The 16,908-nt window shown below is 73.1% G+C and carries 19 protein-coding genes; 7 read left to right on the plus strand and 12 right to left on the minus strand.

Annotated elements, in window-relative coordinates; genetic code table 11:
• Positions 1-99 precede the first annotated feature (99 nt).
• Positions 100-1,059, minus strand: coding sequence for an asparaginase (locus ACZ51D_RS39255; protein WP_465625521.1), 960 nt, complete (start codon positions 1,057-1,059; stop codon positions 100-102).
• Positions 1,060-1,135: 76 nt separating this feature from the next.
• The gene (locus ACZ51D_RS39260; protein WP_465625520.1) at positions 1,136-1,684 is read right to left on the minus strand and encodes an RsiG family protein; all 549 of its coding nucleotides are present in this window, start codon (positions 1,682-1,684) and stop codon (positions 1,136-1,138) included.
• A gap of 857 nt (positions 1,685-2,541) precedes the next feature.
• Here ACZ51D_RS39260 and dtd point away from each other — a divergent pair.
• A complete protein-coding gene (gene dtd / locus ACZ51D_RS39265; RefSeq protein ID WP_360506830.1) occupies positions 2,542-2,982 on the plus strand; it encodes a D-aminoacyl-tRNA deacylase in 441 nt (146 codons plus the stop codon).
• Positions 2,983-3,037: 55 nt separating this feature from the next.
• On the opposite strand, the gene ygfZ is transcribed toward dtd, so the two are convergent.
• From ygfZ to ACZ51D_RS39280, 3 genes are all read right to left on the minus strand, one after another.
• The gene (gene ygfZ, locus ACZ51D_RS39270; RefSeq protein ID WP_465625539.1) at positions 3,038-4,000 is read right to left on the minus strand and encodes a CAF17-like 4Fe-4S cluster assembly/insertion protein YgfZ; all 963 of its coding nucleotides are present in this window, start codon (positions 3,998-4,000) and stop codon (positions 3,038-3,040) included.
• 19 nt (positions 4,001-4,019) lie between these two features.
• Positions 4,020-4,502: a Fur family transcriptional regulator gene (locus ACZ51D_RS39275; protein WP_360506932.1), complete on the minus strand. Its 483-nt coding sequence runs from the start codon at positions 4,500-4,502 to the stop codon at positions 4,020-4,022.
• 133 nt (positions 4,503-4,635) lie between these two features.
• Positions 4,636-5,220 (minus strand): heme-binding beta-barrel domain-containing protein, encoded by a 585-nt coding sequence (locus ACZ51D_RS39280; RefSeq protein WP_360506832.1) that lies wholly within the window; start codon positions 5,218-5,220, stop codon positions 4,636-4,638.
• Between the two features lie 349 nt (positions 5,221-5,569).
• Between ACZ51D_RS39280 and ACZ51D_RS39285 the strand changes: the two genes are divergently transcribed.
• Complete coding sequence (locus ACZ51D_RS39285) at positions 5,570-5,932, plus strand: DsrE family protein (RefSeq protein WP_360506835.1); 363 nt, start codon at positions 5,570-5,572, stop codon at positions 5,930-5,932.
• A 4-nt stretch (positions 5,933-5,936) separates the two neighbouring features.
• Here ACZ51D_RS39285 and ACZ51D_RS39290 read toward each other — a convergent pair whose 3' ends face one another.
• The 7 genes from ACZ51D_RS39290 to ACZ51D_RS39320 all read right to left on the minus strand — a co-directional run bounded on the left by ACZ51D_RS39290 (position 5,937) and on the right by ACZ51D_RS39320 (position 10,684).
• Complete coding sequence (locus ACZ51D_RS39290) at positions 5,937-6,209, minus strand: DUF3099 domain-containing protein (RefSeq protein WP_360506838.1); 273 nt, start codon at positions 6,207-6,209, stop codon at positions 5,937-5,939.
• A 126-nt stretch (positions 6,210-6,335) separates the two neighbouring features.
• A complete protein-coding gene (locus ACZ51D_RS39295) occupies positions 6,336-6,626 on the minus strand; it encodes a DUF1416 domain-containing protein (RefSeq protein WP_360506841.1) in 291 nt (96 codons plus the stop codon).
• Positions 6,627-6,666: 40 nt separating this feature from the next.
• A complete protein-coding gene (locus tag ACZ51D_RS39300) occupies positions 6,667-7,503 on the minus strand; it encodes a sulfurtransferase (protein ID WP_360506844.1) in 837 nt (278 codons plus the stop codon).
• A 243-nt stretch (positions 7,504-7,746) separates the two neighbouring features.
• Positions 7,747-7,827, minus strand: a complete 81-nt coding sequence (locus ACZ51D_RS39305) for an Ms5788A family Cys-rich leader peptide (RefSeq protein ID WP_350517234.1) — start codon at positions 7,825-7,827, stop codon at positions 7,747-7,749.
• 253 nt (positions 7,828-8,080) lie between these two features.
• On the minus strand, positions 8,081-8,815 hold the full coding sequence (locus ACZ51D_RS39310; RefSeq protein WP_360506847.1) for an LmeA family phospholipid-binding protein: 735 nt from the start codon (positions 8,813-8,815) through the stop codon (positions 8,081-8,083).
• Positions 8,816-9,011: 196 nt separating this feature from the next.
• Positions 9,012-10,385, minus strand: coding sequence for a hypothetical protein (locus tag ACZ51D_RS39315; RefSeq protein ID WP_465665078.1), 1,374 nt, complete (start codon positions 10,383-10,385; stop codon positions 9,012-9,014).
• A gap of 5 nt (positions 10,386-10,390) precedes the next feature.
• On the minus strand, positions 10,391-10,684 hold the full coding sequence (locus ACZ51D_RS39320) for a MoaD/ThiS family protein (protein WP_360506853.1): 294 nt from the start codon (positions 10,682-10,684) through the stop codon (positions 10,391-10,393).
• A 683-nt stretch (positions 10,685-11,367) separates the two neighbouring features.
• Here ACZ51D_RS39320 and ACZ51D_RS39325 point away from each other — a divergent pair.
• The 5 genes from ACZ51D_RS39325 (at position 11,368) to ACZ51D_RS39345 (ending at position 16,905) form a co-directional block, all read left to right on the plus strand.
• The gene (locus tag ACZ51D_RS39325; RefSeq protein WP_360506856.1) at positions 11,368-12,099 is read left to right on the plus strand and encodes a response regulator transcription factor; all 732 of its coding nucleotides are present in this window, start codon (positions 11,368-11,370) and stop codon (positions 12,097-12,099) included.
• A 125-nt stretch (positions 12,100-12,224) separates the two neighbouring features.
• Complete coding sequence (locus ACZ51D_RS39330; protein ID WP_360506859.1) at positions 12,225-13,283, plus strand: LacI family DNA-binding transcriptional regulator; 1,059 nt, start codon at positions 12,225-12,227, stop codon at positions 13,281-13,283.
• A 162-nt stretch (positions 13,284-13,445) separates the two neighbouring features.
• Complete coding sequence (locus ACZ51D_RS39335; protein ID WP_465665080.1) at positions 13,446-14,585, plus strand: S1C family serine protease; 1,140 nt, start codon at positions 13,446-13,448, stop codon at positions 14,583-14,585.
• A gap of 68 nt (positions 14,586-14,653) precedes the next feature.
• Positions 14,654-15,424, plus strand: a complete 771-nt coding sequence (locus tag ACZ51D_RS39340) for a response regulator transcription factor (protein ID WP_465625514.1) — start codon at positions 14,654-14,656, stop codon at positions 15,422-15,424.
• Positions 15,421-16,905, plus strand: a complete 1,485-nt coding sequence (locus ACZ51D_RS39345) for a HAMP domain-containing sensor histidine kinase (RefSeq protein ID WP_465625513.1) — start codon at positions 15,421-15,423, stop codon at positions 16,903-16,905. The genes ACZ51D_RS39340 and ACZ51D_RS39345 overlap by 4 nt, the downstream gene beginning before the upstream one ends.
• Positions 16,906-16,908 lie beyond the last annotated feature (3 nt).

Consider the following 16,908-nt stretch of genomic DNA (forward strand, 5'->3'; position numbering starts at 1 on the left):
GGCGGACTCCCTCAGCTGTGCGACGGCCCCCGGTCCACCGTGCACCGCCCCCGCGCCGACCGCACCCCGAGCAACGGCCGGCGGCCGCCCGACGAGGGCCTAGAACACCGCCCGCACCTGCCCGACCGGTGCGCCACCGCCGAGCAGGGGGACCGTGCCGATCCGCTCGACGGTCTCGTCCGCTCCGGTCACCCCGAGCCGGCGCAGGGCGGCCGCCAGGACCGGGCCGCGGGCGCGCTCGCCGCCGTCGTCGATCTTGAAGGCCAGCGCCCGCCCGTCCGGCAGCGCCACGACCTGGACGGCCTCGGCGCCCATCTTGGACAGTGCGCCCGGGATCGCCCGCATCAGCCAGGTGTCGGCCCGGCGGGTGCCGGCCACGTACTCGGGGTGGGCGCGCATCGCGTCGGCCACCCGGCGCGGCGCGGTCGCCGTGGCGGCCAGCACCAGGCCTCGGTAGCCGCGGGCCAGGCCGGTCAGGGTGACGGCCAGCAGCGGGGCTCCGCAGCCGTCGACGCCGGCGTGCGCGGGGGTCTCGCCGGTGCCCTCCTCCAGGGCCTCGCGGGCCAGCCGCTGGATCGGGTGGGCGGGGTCGAGGTAGCTCGCGGTGTCCCAGCCGTTGGCCACGCAGGCGGCGAGCCAGCCGGCGTGCTTGCCGGAGCAGTCCATCAGGATCGGGGCGCGGTGGCCGCCGGAGCCGAGCAGCAGCTCGGCCTCGGTCTCGTCCAGCGGCAGGTCGGCCGGGGTGCGCAGGGCCGCCTCGTCGAGCCCGGCGGAGCCGAGGATGGCCCGCACACCGGCGAGGTGAAACGATTCTGCGGAGTGACTGGAGGCCGCCAGCGCCAGCAGCTCGCCCTCCAACGCCAGCCCGGCCCGCAGCGTGGCCACCGCCTGGAACGGCTTGGCGGTCGACCGCGGGAAGACCGGCGCGTCCGGATCGCCCAGCGCGAACTCGACCGAGCCGTCGGCGGCGAGCAGCACCAGGGAACCGTGGTGGTGGCCCTCAACGAAGCCGGATCGTATGACCTCGGCGAGCACGGGCACGGTGGCGAGCTGGGACATCGGGGTTGAGCCTTCCGGGGCGAGGGTGAGCCGGGAACGAACCCGGGCCCACACCCGCCCGCAGCGACTCACCCGGTCAGAGCGGCCCCCCTGCGAGCAGGTCGTCGACCCGTGCTTCCCCATCACGGTACCTGCGGGTGATCTCGGCATTGCAACCGTCGGCCGTGCGCAGCAGCCGCTGGCGCCGCCCGGACACCTCCCGCTCGTGCGCCCGCAGCCGCTCCAGGGCGGCCAGCAACTCCTCGGCCGGGTGCGCCGCCAGGTCGGCCAGCTGGACGTCTCCCATCAGCGCGTCCGCCTCCAGGCCGGACTCCCGGGTGCTCGGCGGGCCGAGGGTGACGTGCCGGGCCGAGCGCCGCACCGTGGAGGGCGCGTCGGTCAGGATGGCCGGGAGCCGGTCCAGCAGGTCGCCGGAGACCAGGTCGGGGCCGGACACACCGACCGCCCGGACCGGGCCCACGCCGGGGCGCCGGTCGAGCTCGGCGCGCAGGATGTCCATCCGCCCGTGCAGCAGCCGCCGCAGGTAGGACAGGTCGGCCTCCTGCTCCAGGGTCTCCCGGCGCAGCACCCGCAGCTGATCCAGGCCCAGCCGCTCCAGATCGGGCTCGCCCTCCGCGCCCGCCACCGGACCGTGGGGGGGCCCGGGGGGGCGCCCCCCCCCCCCCCCCCCCGCCCCCCCCGGGCCCCCGGCCCCCCCCCCCGCCCCCCCCCCCGCCCCCCCGCCCCCCGGGGGGCCCCCCCCCCCCCCCCCCCCCCCGCCCGGGGGGGCCCGGGGGGGCCCCCCACCACCGGACCGGACCGGTCCCGCGCCGCGCTGCTCGCGTCCATCACCCAACCACCTGACGTCGTCCGATCCCGCCCGCTCGCGGCACCCCGTCCCTGCCGCCGGTCCGACCCGTCCCCCGACGGGCTCGGCGTTCCGTTCGTCGGCACGCCCGGGAGACCCCCGGAGGTTCCGCTCCCCGGCCGCGACCACCCGTCGGGGCGACACCGCCAGAACGCCTGACCTACCGGCTCGACCGTCCGGCCGAACCCGGGCCCGGCGCGGCGGACCTCATGGCGCCCCGGACCCTTCGTACGGTCCACCAGCGTGCCACCCCGCCCGGCGCGCGCGCACCGCCCGTGCACCCGAACGGCCCCCTGGCGAACGGGGGTGGCTGATATGACCAACCCTTTCCGCAGGAAGAGTGGCGCCCGGACCCGCGCAGGCGCTCACCTCACGGCGTGCGCCATCCCCGTACGCGCCCCTCGTGTGCGCCCTGGGACGACCCCTGTGACGCATGTGGGGGATGCGGCCACGACGGGCGGCGGGCATGCGGGCGGACGCGAGCGGAAGCGGGGGCGAGCGCCGAGCGAGGCGGCCCCGGCAGCGCGCGCGGGGGCGCTCAGCAACGAGCGGAGCGCGGGGTGCCCGGCGCAGGCCGTATCGGGCCGCGCCGGGGGCCCTCCGGCGGCCGTACGGTCCTCCGGCACAATGGCGGCATGCGAGCAGTGGTGCAGCGAGTGACCGAGGCCCGGGTGACCGTGGCCGGTGAGACCGTCGGCGCGATCGAGGGGCCCGGGCTCTGCGTCCTGGTCGGCGTCACCCACGACGACACCCCCGCCAAGGCCGCCCAACTGGCCCGCAAGCTCTGGACGTTGCGACTGCTCCCGGCGAACGAGGAGGGCGTCGAGCAGAGCTGCTCGGACCTCGGCGCCCCACTGCTGGTGATCAGTCAGTTCACGCTCTACGGCGACGCCCGCAAGGGCCGCCGCCCCACCTGGAACGCCGCCGCCCCCGGCCCGGTCGCCGAGCCGCTGGTGGACGAGGTGGTCGCCCGACTGCGCGAGCTGGGCGCCAAGGTGGAGACGGGCCGGTTCGGCGCCGACATGCAGGTGGCGCTGGTGAACGACGGCCCGTTCACCGTCCTCGTCGAGGTCTGAGGCGTCGAGGTCCGAGGCATCGAGGTCCGAGGCGGGGTCCGGCTCCCGGTCCGGCCTACTGAGGGACGATCACGTCCTGAGTGCCCGGCACCGTCCCGGCCAGCAGCACCGCGTCCACCGGGACGTTCCGCTTGACGATCGCCAGCGCGATCGGCCCCAGCTCGTGGTGCCGGGCCGAGGAGGTCACGAAGCCCAGCGACCGCCCGTCCGGGTCCGTGGCCAGCCGCACCTCGGTGCCGTGCGGGGGCAGCGACTCCTCGGTGCCGTCCAGGTGCAGGAAGACCAGCCGGCGCGGCGGGCGGCCCAGGTTGTGCACCCGGGCGACGGTCTCCTGGCCGCGGTAGCAGCCCTTCTGCAGGTGGACGGCGGTGCGCAGCCAGTCCACCTCGTGCGGGATGGTCCGGTGGTCGGTCTCGAATCCGAGCCGGGGCCGGTGGCCCTCGATCCGCAGCGCCTCGTAAGCCCAGATTCCGGCCGCCGGGCCGTATCCGGCGGTGAGCTTCTCCAGGTCGGCGCGCGGCACGAACAGGTCGCGCCCGTACGGGAGTTCGCGGACGGCGGCGGCATCCTCGACGGAGGCGGTGGAGCCGGCCGGCAGGTGGACCACGGCGTACTCGGCGGTCGCGTCGGCGACCTCCACCCGGTAGAAGAACTTCATGCTCTCCAGGTAGGCGACCAGCGCGCCCTGGGTGCCCGGCTCGACGTGCGCCCAGGTGGTGGTGCCGTCGTCCACCAGGTAGAGCGCGTGCTCGACGTGCCCGTTCGGGGAGAGCACCAGCGCCTCGGCGGCCTGCTGCGGCGGCAGCTCGCTGACGTGCTGGGTGAGCAGTAGGTGCAGCCAGGTGAGGCGGTCCGCGCCGGTGACGGTGACCACCCCCCGGTGCGAGAGGTCGACGAAGCCGGTGCCCTGCGAGAGGTGGCGTTGCTCTCGGAAGATGTCGCCGTAGTGGGCGGCGACGCCTTCGTCGGCCCCCTCGGCGGGGACGGCTCCGGGCAGGGCAAGCAGCGGGCTCTTCACACCGGTCATACCGGCCAGCTTACGACCGGTCCCCGGCGAGCTTGGCGGTGCAGTCGGCGCAGCGGCCGAAGATGGCGAAATGCTTGAGGTCGGTGTCGAAGCCGTGCTGCGCGCGCAGGCTGTCGATCAGCGGCTGGGCGATCTCGGTGTCGGTCTCGGTGACCTTCTCGCAGTCCCGGCAGACCAGGTGCAGGTGGTGGTGGCGGCCGGCCAGGTGGTAGGTCGGGGCGCCGTGGCCGAGATGGGCGTGCGAGACCAGGCCCAGCTCCTCCAGCAGCTCCAGCGTCCGGTAGACGGTGGAGATGTTGATGCCGCTGGCGGTCCGCCGGACGTGGCAGAGGATGTCGTCGGGGGTGGCGTGGTCGAGCTCGTCGACGGCCTCCAGCACGAGCTGCCGCTGCGGGGTGAGGCGGTAGCCGCGTTCGCGCAGGTCGGTCTTCCAGTCGTCGGAGAGGTGCCAGTCGCCGGAGAGCTGCCAGTCGGTGGTGCCGGTGTCCGCCACGGTTGCTGTCCCTGCCAAGGTCGGGGGTCCTGATGCAAGTGTAGGGACCGGCCTCGGGCCGGTCCCTACCTCGTGCAGGACTGTGCTGTTACCTGAACCGTGCCTGCTCGAGCTGTGCCTGCTCGAGCTGTGCCTACTTGAAGAAGGCGATGCCGTCGTCCGGCAGGTCGTTGATGTCCTTGATCAGCTGCGCCGGGCTGAGCACCTTCTTCAGCTGCGCGGACATGTACGGGCGCAGCGGCACGTTCGGGGCAGCCTTCTCGCCGACCCAGAGCAGCTCGCCGTTGACGAAGCCGTACAGCCGCTTGCCGCCCGAGTACTCCGGCGAACCCTCGATCCGGGCCACCGCGTCGGTGGAGACATCGATCTGGGGCTTGCCGTCGGCCAGCTCGCCGTACCAGATCTCGACCGTGCCGTCGTCACGGACGGAGGAGATCTCGATCCCGCGGGCGCCGCTGGTGCCGTCGGTGTTGCTCGTGATGCGCCAGAACGCGTGCTCGTTCTCCAGCGGGCGAACCTTCTCGCCCTCGCCGTCCAGCACCCAGGTCCGGGAGCGGAACTCCAGGAAGGGTCGGCCGTCGTGACGGATCACGATCTCCTGGCCGAAGTTGCACTTCTCCGCGCCGGGGAAGTCGTAGACGCCCGCGCCCTCCCAGGTTCCGAGGAGGAAGGCGAGCGGCACGACGTCCTTGTGGAGGTCTGAGGGGATCTCGATCATATTCCTGGTCGCTGTCGTCGTCGGTGTGGGGCTGCCTCAACCGTACGGCAGCCTCAGCGCTGGCCCTGGTACAGCTTCATCACCGAGAAGATGGCGAACCAGGTGATCAGCACGGCCATGAGGGCCAGCAGACCGTCGAAGAACATTTCCAGACCGGACACGGGGGGCTCCCAGGCGGCGACAGTGTGGTGGATTTTGCTCCGCTCACTCTATCCGTCGGGCCACGGCCGGTCGCGGTGAGCCCCACCACGTCGCCGTTCGCGCCGCTGCTACCACGCCGCTCAAGCTTTGCCCAAGGGTTTCCGGGGATGACGGACGGCGGGGGCGGCGCGACCTCTAAGGTGGCGCCATGTCGAAGAAACTCGTCATCAAGGTCACCGCAGGGGCGGACGCGCCGGAGCGGTGCTCGCAGGCGTTCACGGTGGCGGCGGTGGCCGTCGCCAGCGGGATCGACGTCTCGCTCTGGCTGACCGGGGAGTCCTCCTGGTTCGCCCTGCCCGACCGGGCGGCGGAGTTCGAACTGCCGCACGCCGCGCCGCTGCCGGACCTGCTGGAGTCGATCCTGGCGGCCGGCTCTGTGACGCTCTGCACCCAGTGCGCGGCCCGGCGCGGGATCGAGCAGAAGGACACCGTCAAGGGCGTCCGGATCGCGGGCGCGCAGGTCTTCGTCAGCGAGATCATGGCGGACGGCGTCCAGGCGCTCGTCTACTGACGGCTCACGGGCGCTGCTCGTGGTCGGGGTGGTCCCGGTCGTGGCCGGGGTCGTCCCACTTCGGGTCGTCCCAGCGCGGGTCGTTCCACCAGTCGTCGTCCGGGTCCCGCTTGTTGGCGAACACCGCGGCGGCCGGCGGGATCACCATCGCGACCACGCACATGCCGATCGCCGCGCCGACCGAGAAGAACCGCACCACGCCCCAGGCCAGGACGAACAGGCCCAGGCACACGCCCATCATGGCGAAGTAGTAGCGACGCCGCCGCCTCGTCTGCACCCCTCCACGGTACGACCGAGGGCCCCTGCTCGGCAGGGGCCCTCGGGGTGTCGCACTCCGGTTCACGTGCGCCGGTTCGCGTACCGCTTCACGTGCGCCGGTTCACCTACGCCGGTTCCGACGCGGTCAGACCGCGATCGCGACCTCGACGGCGATGCCCTGCGAGGCCACCACCTGACGGTCCACGGTCTGGCCCGGCACCAGCGCGCGCAGGGTCCACTTGCCCGGGCGGGCGAAGAACCGGAACTGGCCGGTCGCCGAGGTGGGCACCTCGGCCGTGAACTCACCGCCCTCGTCCAACAGCCGCACGTAGCCGTTGACCGGCTCACCGTCGCGGGTCACCGAACCCTGGATGATCGTCTCGTTCGCCACGTCAACTCCTGCCAGGTCCGGGCCGCCGGCCTTCGCACCGCACATGTCTGTACTTCCCTTCTGACTTACGGGTGGAGCCGGAGGCTCAGTTGCTGCCGAGCTCGATCGGCACGCCGACCAGGCTGCCGTACTCGGTCCACGAGCCGTCGTAGTTCTTGACGTTCTCCTGGCCGAGCAGCTCGTGCAGCACGAACCAGGTGAGCGCGGAGCGCTCGCCGATGCGGCAGTAGGCGATGGTGTCCTTCGCCAGGTCGATGCCCTCGGCCTGGTACAGCGCCGTGAGCTCGTCGTCGCTCTTGAAGGTGCCGTCGTCGTTGGCGTTCTTGGCCCACGGGATGTTGCGGGCGCTCGGCACGTGGCCGGGGCGCTGCGACTGCTCCTGCGGGAGGTGGGCCGGGGCGAGCAGCTTGCCGGAGAACTCGTCGGGCGAGCGGACGTCGACCAGGTTCAGGGTGCCGATGGCGGCGATCACGTCGTCGCGGAAGGCGCGGATCGACGAGTCGGCGGCCTGCGCCGTGTACGCGGTGGCGGGGCGGGCCGGCACCTCGGAGACGAGGTCGCGGGAGTCCAGCTCCCACTTCTTGCGGCCGCCGTCCAGCAGGCGGACATCGCCGTGGCCGTACAGCTTGAAGTACCAGTAGGCGTACGAGGCGAACCAGTTGTTGTTGCCGCCGTACAGGACGACGGTGTCGTCGTTGGCGATGCCCTTGGCGCTGAGCAGCGCCTCGAAGCCGGCCTGGTCGATGAAGTCGCGGCGGACCGGGTCCTGGAGGTCCTTCTTCCAGTCGATCCGGACGGCGTTGCGGATGTGGTTCTTGTCGTACGCGGAAGTGTCCTCGTCGACCTCGACGATGACGACCTTCGGGTCGTCCAGGTGGGCCTGGACCCAGTCGGCGTCGACCAGGACGTCACTGCGGCTCATGGTGATGTTCTCCATCCGAGGGCGGTTGGCGGAAGGTGCTGCTCAGGAGTGCTGCAGAGGCACCCGGGCGGATGCGATCCGAATCCTTGTCCGAATTCCTGTCCGAATACTGGGACAGGACGGGTGGACCGGTGCGGCCGGGCAGGAAACTGCGGAGTACGTCGGCGCCGGCCCGCGAGGACGGCCGGAAAAGTCACCGGAGAGATCGACGGCGGGCTTCAACTGCCCTGCCGGGATGCCGAGTCAGCGCATTCGACACAGACAGGCGGCCACGCGGCACAGGTCTACCGCCCGCCGCTTCGTGAGGTCCGTCTGTCGCTTCATGCCGACGATGCTAGGGACACCGACGGCCCGCTGTCACCAGCGTATCGAATATTGAGACCAAAACAGCCGCATTACGAGATTTGGCCTCCGGTCGGGCCGCCGGGCCCGGTCGGGCCGCCCCTCGGCAGCGCACAACGGGCGGAAACGCCACCGCTCCGCGGTCCGCGCTGGACAGCGCGTCTCGCGGAGCGGAACGTTTCGGCGGTACGAAGAACAGGCCCGGCACGCCGGGTGCGGGCCGACGGCGCGGGACTCAGCCGAGGAGCTTGACGCCCTTGCCGTCGAAGGTCAGCTGGAGGCCCTCCGGCAGCGGCGTCACACCGTCCTTGTCGCCGTCCTTGGCGGCGAGCTTCAGCCCGGCCGGCAGCGTGTCCAGGGTGAAGCTCATCGGCTCGATCTGCTGGTTGGTGACCCCGGCCAGCATCCCCGCCAGGGAGCTCAGCCGGAAGCCGTCCACCGTGACGGTGTTCCCGTCGTTGTGCACGGTGCCCTCACCGACCGCGATCGGCCCCAGCGAGGCCTTGACCTTGCCCGGCCCGCCGTACGACAGGCTCAGCCGGGAGTTGCTGCCCACCGGGAGCTTGGTGCCGTGCAGCAGCTGGGAGGCCGGCGGCAGCAGCTGCGCGAGGTCCGGGTACGAGATCACCCCGCTGCCGGTGCCGCTGTCCACCGTGGCGTTGTTCATGCTGTCGCTCACCTTGACGCCGGAGAGCTTGGCCTTGAACGAGTGCAGCGCCACCTGGTGGCTGCCGTCGCCGACGGTCAGGCCGTCGGCGGAGATCCGGACGTCGTCCAGCTTCATCGACAGCACCTGGGTGAGGAACGGGAAGCCCTCGATCGAGACGTCCGGCCGCTGGCTCATCCGGCCGCTCTTCACGATCCGGTCGGCCGCCTCGTCCTCGGCCACGCCGACCGCGATCCGGTCGGCGCCCACCAGGAGGCCCGAGAGCACCACCAGGCCGATCGTGGCCTTCAGCCATCCGCGCATCGTGTCCCCCGTCGTCGCCGGTCGCCGTTGTGGTCGTTCGCTGTGGTCGTTCGCTGTCGTTCGCTGTCCTGTGAGGGCCGCCGGACGCGGCCGCTCCCGCACGACCGTACGACGTCCCGCCCCGGAGCATGGTTCCGGGACGGGACGTCGGTGGGAAGGGGGGCGTCGGCGAAGGGAGGCGTCGGCGCGCGGCGGATCAGACCAACAGGTCGGTGGCCATCCAGATCAGCGGCGCGGCCACCGCCAGCGGCAGCGCCACGCCCGCCGTCATGTGCACGAAGCGGGACGGGAAGTCGTACGCAGCGACCCGGCGGCCGACCAGCGCCCCCAGCCCGGCGAGCGCACCGAGCGCCACCGGCGCACCCACCAGCAGCCCCAGCGCCACGGCCGCCGCCAGACCCAGGACCGGGCCGAGCTGCTTCGGGCCGGGCAGTGGCGCCGCGGCCAGCAGGGTGGCCAGCGCGACCGCGCCCACCCCGGCGGGCACCCAGTCGGCCAGCAGCAGCGTGGTGCACAGGGCCGTCACCACGGTGGCCGAACCCAGCACGGTCAGCGCGTAGAACCGCTCCTTCGGGTCCGACGGACGGAACGTCTGCAGCACCAGGACCAGCAGGAAGAACCCGCCCAGGGTGCCCACCACGGCCGCCACACCGCCGTCGGAGTCCGCCAGCAGCAGCGCCACGTCCGCGGTGAACCCGGACAGCGCGGCGAGCAGGATGCCCTGGCGGGCCGGCCACATACCGTTCAGCCGGAACCAGCCGGCCGCCGTCAGCAGCTGCAGCAGCGCCACCACCAGGGCCAGCGCCACCTGCCCGAGCGCGGCACCGCCGGCCAGCAGCGCGGCCACGCCGGCCGTGATCAGGGCCGGCTGGAGGCCCGGGTCGATGATCGGCGAACCGGTCCGGCCGTGTGGGCCGGCAGGCGGTGCGGGCTGCGCCGGGACGGCCGCGAACGGCGGCAGGACGGGGGCGCCCACCGGGCCGGCCTGGCCCGTCGGACCCACCGGGCCTGCCTGGCCGGGGGCGTCCGGGCGCTTGAGCGTCATGGTCGGCGGGTCGAAGGCCTCCGCCGCCTGCTGCTGCACGGCGGCGGGCTGCGGCGCCGGGGCCGCGTGCCGGGCCCGAGCCCGGGCGGGCGGCGGCTGCTGCCCGGGCTGCGGCTGCGGGGGCTGGGCCGGCTGCTGACGCTGGTGCCGGCGTTGGTGCTGCGCCGGAGCCTGTCCGAGGTGCTGCGGCGGCGCGACCGGCATCGCACCGGAGACCACCACCGGCGGCAGCAGCGTGGTGGCCGCGGCGTCGTTCATCGGCGGCACGGGCGGCAGCAGCGTCGTCGCCGCACCGTCGTCGAAGGCCGGCACCGCCGGCAGCACCGCGGTCGCCGCCGCGTCGTCCACCGGGTAGCCGTACGGCGGCTGCTGCCCCGGCTGCTGCGCGTGCTGCGGGTACCCCTGCGGAGCCTGGGGCGGCTGGGGCTGTTGCGGTTGCTGGGGCTGTTGCGGTTGCTGGGGCTGCTGCGGCTGCTGTTGCCATGCGCCGTAGCCACCGGGGTTCGGGTTGTTCATGTCCGTCACGCCGCTCAGCCTCCCGCGAACGGCGGGAGGACCTCGACCGTCCCGCCCTCGGTCAGGGCGACGGTCGTGTGGTCCCGGCCGCCCACCTGGGCGCCGTCGACCAGGTACGAGCAGTGCCCGAGCAGCCGGACGAGCTTCGGCTTGTCGGCGTGCCGCTCCTTGGCCGCCGTCAGCGCCTCCGCCAGGGTCGCCGCCTCGTACGGCTCCTCGGCCAGCCCGGCCTCGGACTTCGCCGCCGCCCAGTAGCGGATCGTCCCGCGCACCCGGGCGCCGCTCGCGGGCTCGGTGGTCGCGCCCATCGGGCCACCCCTTCTCGTCGTCCTCGCCCGGCCCCGGTGCCCCGGTCCGGCTCGCCACCGGGGCGGCCGCCCGACCACCCGAACGATGGACCCGCGCGGCGCCGCCGATGTGCGTCCCATGATGGCGTGTCCGCCGCCACGACGGGCAATCGCCCTGGCCCGCGGGTGCGGAGCGGCGCTCGAAGCTGTGTCCAGGCTCACCCGGCGTACGCCCGAAATGGGGGTACCGCCGGATTCGGGCACTCCCGATGCGGGGGGAGGTCGGCTATTCTCGACCACCAAGAGGGATCCGGGCAGAGTCGCCCCCGGGTCCTTTTGTGCTTTCAGGACGCCAGTACGGACGTTCTTGCGATTCGTCGGCCCACCCCCGGCGGACCGCGGGAACCGCCCCGTCCGTCGCGGCACAACGACGTGCCGCGGCCGGCCGGGACGTCGCCACCGGGCACCGGGCCGCCGCCCGGGACCGGACCAGACCGGAGGTTCACGGTGATGAACAGGGCAGAAACGGTGCGCCAGGGGTTGCGGGACCCCCGGCGGGTCCGCCACTACGCCCTGCGCGCCGTCCGCTCCCCCGGTACGCCCCAGGCGCCCGTCCGCCCCTCCTCCCCCTCAGCACGTGCGCCATCCGGCTGTGGCGGCAGCCGTAACGCGACCGCGACGACCCGGAAAGGGGACCACCGGGTATGAGTTCTCTCCTCCTTCTCACCAACGCACTGCAACCTTCCGCCGAGGTACTGCCTGCCCTCGGCCTGCTGCTGCACAACGTCCGGGTGGCCCCCGCCGAGGGCTCGGCCCTGGTGGACACCCCCAGCGCGGACGTCATCCTGGTCGACGGCCGACGCGACCTGCCGCAGATCCGCAGCCTGTGCCAGCTGCTGCGCTCCACCGGCATCGGCTGCCCGCTGATCCTGGTGGTCACCGAGGGCGGCCTGGCCGCCGTCACCGCCGAGTGGGGCATCGACGACGTCCTGCTGGACACCGCCGGCCCGGCCGAGGTCGAGGCCCGGCTGCGGCTCGCGCTGGGCCGCCTCCAGGTCGTCACCGACGACAGCCCGATGGAGATCCGCAACGGCGACCTCTCGGTCGACGAGGCCACCTACTCCGCGAAGCTCAAGGGCCGGGCGCTCGACCTCACCTTCAAGGAGTTCGAGCTGCTCAAGTACCTCGCCCAGCACCCCGGCCGGGTCTTCACCCGGGCCCAGCTGCTGCAGGAGGTCTGGGGCTACGACTACTTCGGCGGCACCCGGACGGTGGACGTCCACGTCCGGCGACTGCGCGCCAAGCTCGGCGTGGAGAACGAGCAGCTGATCGGCACCGTGCGCAACGTCGGCTACCGCTTCGTCGTCCCGGAGAAGCCCGAGAAGGGCGAGCGGCCGGAGCTCGCCCAGCGCCCCGCCGCCCCCCTGGAGGCGTGAGACGCGGCCGGGCGGGCCGTCCCCCGCCCGGCTTGTCCGGTTCATCCCGGAGCCGCCCGCCGTCCACCCGGCAGCGGCCCCAGGTCCCACTGCCGCCCCGGAGACCACACGCGTAGACTCCCCTCGTGGCCAAAGTGACGCGCGACGATGTAGCCCGACTGGCTGGTACCTCGACCGCGGTCGTCAGCTACGTCATCAACAACGGGCCGCGCCCGGTCGCGCCCGCGACCCGGGAGAAGGTGCTCGCGGCGATCGAGCAGCTCGGCTACCGGCCGAACAGCGTCGCCCAGGCGATGGCCTCCCGCCGGACCAACCTGATCGGCATGGTCGTCCCGGACGCCCGCCAGCCCTTCTTCGCCGAGATGGCCCACGCCGTCGAACGGGCCGCCTCCGAGCGCGGCAAGCTCGTGCTGATCGGCAACTCCGACTACGTGGACGACCGCGAGGTCCACTACGTCCGCGCCTTCCTCGGCATGCGCGTCTCCGGCCTGATCCTGGTCAGCCAGGGCCCCTCGCAGCGCGCCGCGGAGGAGTTCGCCGCGATGGAGGGCGCCAAGGTCGTGCTGCTGCACCGCCGGCCCGAGGCGATCGACGACGTCGCGGTGGTCACCGACGACGTGGGCGGCGCCGAGGCCGTCGTCCGCCACCTGCTGGAGGTGCACGGACACCCGTACGTCGCCTGCTTCGGCGGCCCGGTCGAGTCCCCCGCCCCCGGCGACCCGGTCATCGACCACGTCGAGGGCTGGCAGCGCGCCATGGACGCGCACGGCATCCCCGCCGAACCGCACCTGATCGACGCGCCCTTCCACCGCTACGGCGCGTACGAGGTCGCCCTCGGCGTGCTGCGCTCACCGGACCGGCCGCGGGCGATCTTCTGCTCCACCGACGACCAGGCCATCGGCGTGCTGCGGGCCGCCCGCGAGGTCGGCCTGCGCGTCCCGGAGGACCTCGCGGTGGCCGGCTTCGACGACGTGCCGGAAGCCGCGCTCGCCGACCCGCCGCTGACCACCGTCGCCTCCGACCGCGACGCGATGGCCCGGGCCGCCGTGGACCTGGTGCTGGACGACTCGCTGATGGTGCCCGGCTCGGACACCGAGCGGGTCCGCAAGTTCCCGTCCCGCCTGGTCATCCGCCGCTCCTGCGGCTGCGACGGGGCCGCACCCGGCCGCCCCGCGGCGGAGTAGCGGACGGAACGGCGAGCCGGACCGGGCAACCGGCCGAACCGGAATCGCCGACTCCACTCCGAAGGCCGCCTGACCTGGCTTTATGAGAACCCAACGGGCTTCTTTCCGCCCTCTGAGCCGGTTCTCATCCAGTCCTCATCCACCAGGCGGAGCTTGGTCGGCATGAGCGAACAGCAGCAGCACCCCAGCGACCCCCACAGCCCGTACGAGCCCCGGGTGATCGAGGGCACCGTGCTCGGCGGCGGCACCGCGGGCAGCACCGGCCCGGCCGGGTACGCCTACCGCGAGGACCACTCCGGCAGCGGCTTCGACGGACCGCCTCCTCCCCCGCCCATGCCGCCCGAGCCGCCCACCGTCCTCGGCCCCGACTCCCCCGAGGGCCACGGCGGCCGCGGCAGCCGGGCCCGGCGCGGCCTGCTGCGCGGCCGACTCGCCCTGGTGACCGCCGTCGCCGCGGCCGCCGCCGTCATCGGCGGGGTCACCGGCGGAGTGGTCGCCGCCGACCGGCAGTCCTCCGACACCCACGTCGGCACCATCGCCAGCCCGGTCTCCGCCCGCAGCGACGGCAGCGCCAACGTGCCGGCCATCGCCGCCGCCGTCTCGCCCAGCGTCGTCCAGATCACCGTCAAGAACGGCAACGGCACCGCCACCGGCACCGGCGTCGTCCTGGACAAGGACGGCCGGATCCTCACCAACTACCACGTGATCGACACCGCGGCCGGCGGCGGCCGGATCACCGTCACCTTCAAGGACGGCTCCACCACCCAGGCCACCGTCACCGGCACCGACAAGTCCCTCGACGTCGCCGTGATCACCGCGACCGGCGCCAAGAACCTCGCCCCCGCCGTCCTCGGCGACTCCTCCACCATGGCCGTCGGCGACCCGGTCGTCGCCATCGGCAACCCCGACGGCCTCACCGGCACCGTCACCTCCGGCATCATCAGCGCCGAGAACCGCGACGTCACCGTCCAGCTCGACGAGGGCAGCACCAGCGGCAACGGCGGCTTCGGCTTCCCCAGCCTGCCCGGCCTGCGCGGCACCCAGCCCCAGTCGAACAACGGCAGCACCACCACCTACAAGGCCTTCCAGACCGACGCCGCCCTCAACCCCGGCAACTCCGGCGGCCCGCTGATCAACGCCAACGGCCAGGTCATCGGCATCAACTCGGCGATGTACGCCCCGAACGGCACCAGCTCCACCGCCGGCGGCGGCACGGCCGGCAGCGTCGGCCTCGGCTTCGCCATCCCGATCGACAACATCAAGCAGGTCCTGCCGAAGATCGAAGCCGGCCAGAACCTGTAAGCCACAATCCCTACGACGGACAATTGGCCCCAGCAGGCCCTCCACCCGACGAGAAAGGGCACCCGCCCATGACCCCGTCCGCCGACGACCGCACCCCCGCCGAGCCCGGCCACCCCGCCGCCCGGCTCCTCGTGGTCGACGACGAACCCGCCCTCCGGGACGCCCTGGAGAGCAGCCTCGCCTTCGAGGGCTACGAGGTCGCCACCGCCACCGACGGCTACGAAGCCCTGGAATCCGTCGAACGCGACCGGCCCGACCTCGTCCTGCTGGACATCATGATGCCCCGAATGGACGGCCTCACCGCCGTCCGCCGGATGCGCTCACGCGGCGACACCGTCCCGGTGCTCATGCTCACCGCCCGCGACGCCGTCGGCGACCGCGTCACCGGCCTCGACGTCGGGGCCGACGACTACCTCGCCAAGCCCTTCGAACTCGACGAACTGCTCGCCCGCGTCCGCGCCCTGCTGCGCCGCAACGCCCTCGCCGCCGAGGCCGCCGCCCGCGCCGCCGCCGAGGACGACAGCGAGGTGCTCACCTTCGCCGACCTGCGCATGAACACCGCCACCCGCGAGGTCACCCGGGCCGGCAAGCCGATCGAACTCACCCGCACCGAGTTCATGCTGCTGGAGATGTTCCTCTCCCACCCCCGACAGGTCCTCACCCGCGAACAGATCCTCAAAGCGGTCTGGGGCTTCGACTTCGAGCCCTCCTCCAACTCCCTGGACGTCTACGTGATGTACCTGCGCCGCAAGACCGAGCAAGGCGGCATGCCCCGCCTGATCCAGACCGTACGCGGCGTCGGCTACGCCCTGCGCCCGGCACCCGGCGCCGGCGCGTGACAACCGTTCCGCCCCCGCCCCTGGCGCCGCCCCGCACCCCCGGCCGCCGGCGCCGCCTCGTCCACTGGCTCCGCTCCCGCTCCCTCCGCAGCCGCCTCACCTTCCTGAGCGCGGCGGCGGTCGCGGTGGCCATCGCGCTGTCGGCCCTGGCGTGCTGGTTCATCGTGGAGAAGCAGCTGTACAACCAGGTCCGGACGGACCTGGTGAACGCGCCCCTGCCCCCTAGAGTGACGCTCAACATCCCGTGCCCGGCTACCCCGGAAGACGCTCTTGCCGCAGCTTCCAGCAGTCCGGAAGCAAACGGCCCCATTTCCAGGGACACCCAGTACGTGCTGAGCAACCCGCCCCAGGTCTGCCTACCAGCCAATGCCACCCGGGCCATCGACCTCAAGCCCGGTGACGCTTCGGCGCTCCACCTCAAGCCCGGCCAGTCGATCATCAGAGAGGGGCAGTACACCAACGGTGACCCGGCACTCGTCCGGCTTTCGACCGCACGCAGTGCCAACTTCGGGCCGGTCCTGGTCATGGTCGCCGCGCCCACCCAGCCCGTCGAGGACTCCCTTCAGGGCCTCGGCATCCTCCTCGGCTCCGTCTCCGTCGGCGGCATCCTCCTCGCCGCCCTCGCCGGCCGTCTGGTCGCCCGTTCCGCCCTCAAGCCGGTCGACCAACTCACCGACGCCGTCGAGCACATCGCCCGGACCGAGGAGGTCGGCACCACCATCCCGGTGCACGGGGACGACGAGATCGCCCGCCTCTCCACCTCGTTCAACTCCATGAGCACCGCCCTCGCCAACTCCCGCGAGCGGCAGACCCGGCTGATCGCCGACGCCGGACACGAGCTCCGTACGCCGCTCACGTCCCTGCGCACCAATGTCGACCTGCTGATCCGCAGCAACGACACCGGCCGGCCGCTGCCCCCCGCCACCAAGACCAAGCTGCTCGGCAACATGAAGGCGCAGATGCAGGAGCTGACCGTCCTGATCGGCGATCTGCTGCAGCTCTCCCGCCCCGACTCCCCGAAGGCGGGCCCGAACCTCACCGTCGTCGCCGTGCACGAGATCGCCGGGCGGGCCATCGAGCGGGCGAAGCTGCGCGGCCCGGGGCTGGTCTTCGAGACGAGTGCCGAGCCCTGGTACGTGCACGCCGACGCGGCCGGGCTGGAGCGGGCGGTGATCAACCTGCTGGACAACGCGGTCAAGTACAGCCCGCCGGGCGGGACCATCGACGTCCGGCTCCAGCGGGGCGTGCTGACCGTCCGCGACCACGGCCCGGGCATCCCGGCCGACGAGCTCCAGTACGTCTTCGACCGGTTCTGGCGCTCGCCGTCCTCGCGTCAGCTGCCGGGCTCGGGCCTCGGGTTGTCGATCGTCGCGCAGAGCGTCCGGGAGGCGGGCGGCGAGGTCACGCTCGGTCCGGCCACGGACGGCGGTCCGGGCGCGCTGGCCACGGTCCGTCTGCCGGGCGGGCCCGTCCCGGAATAGCGC

Source organism: Kitasatospora sp. NPDC033851, from assembly GCF_055576085.1.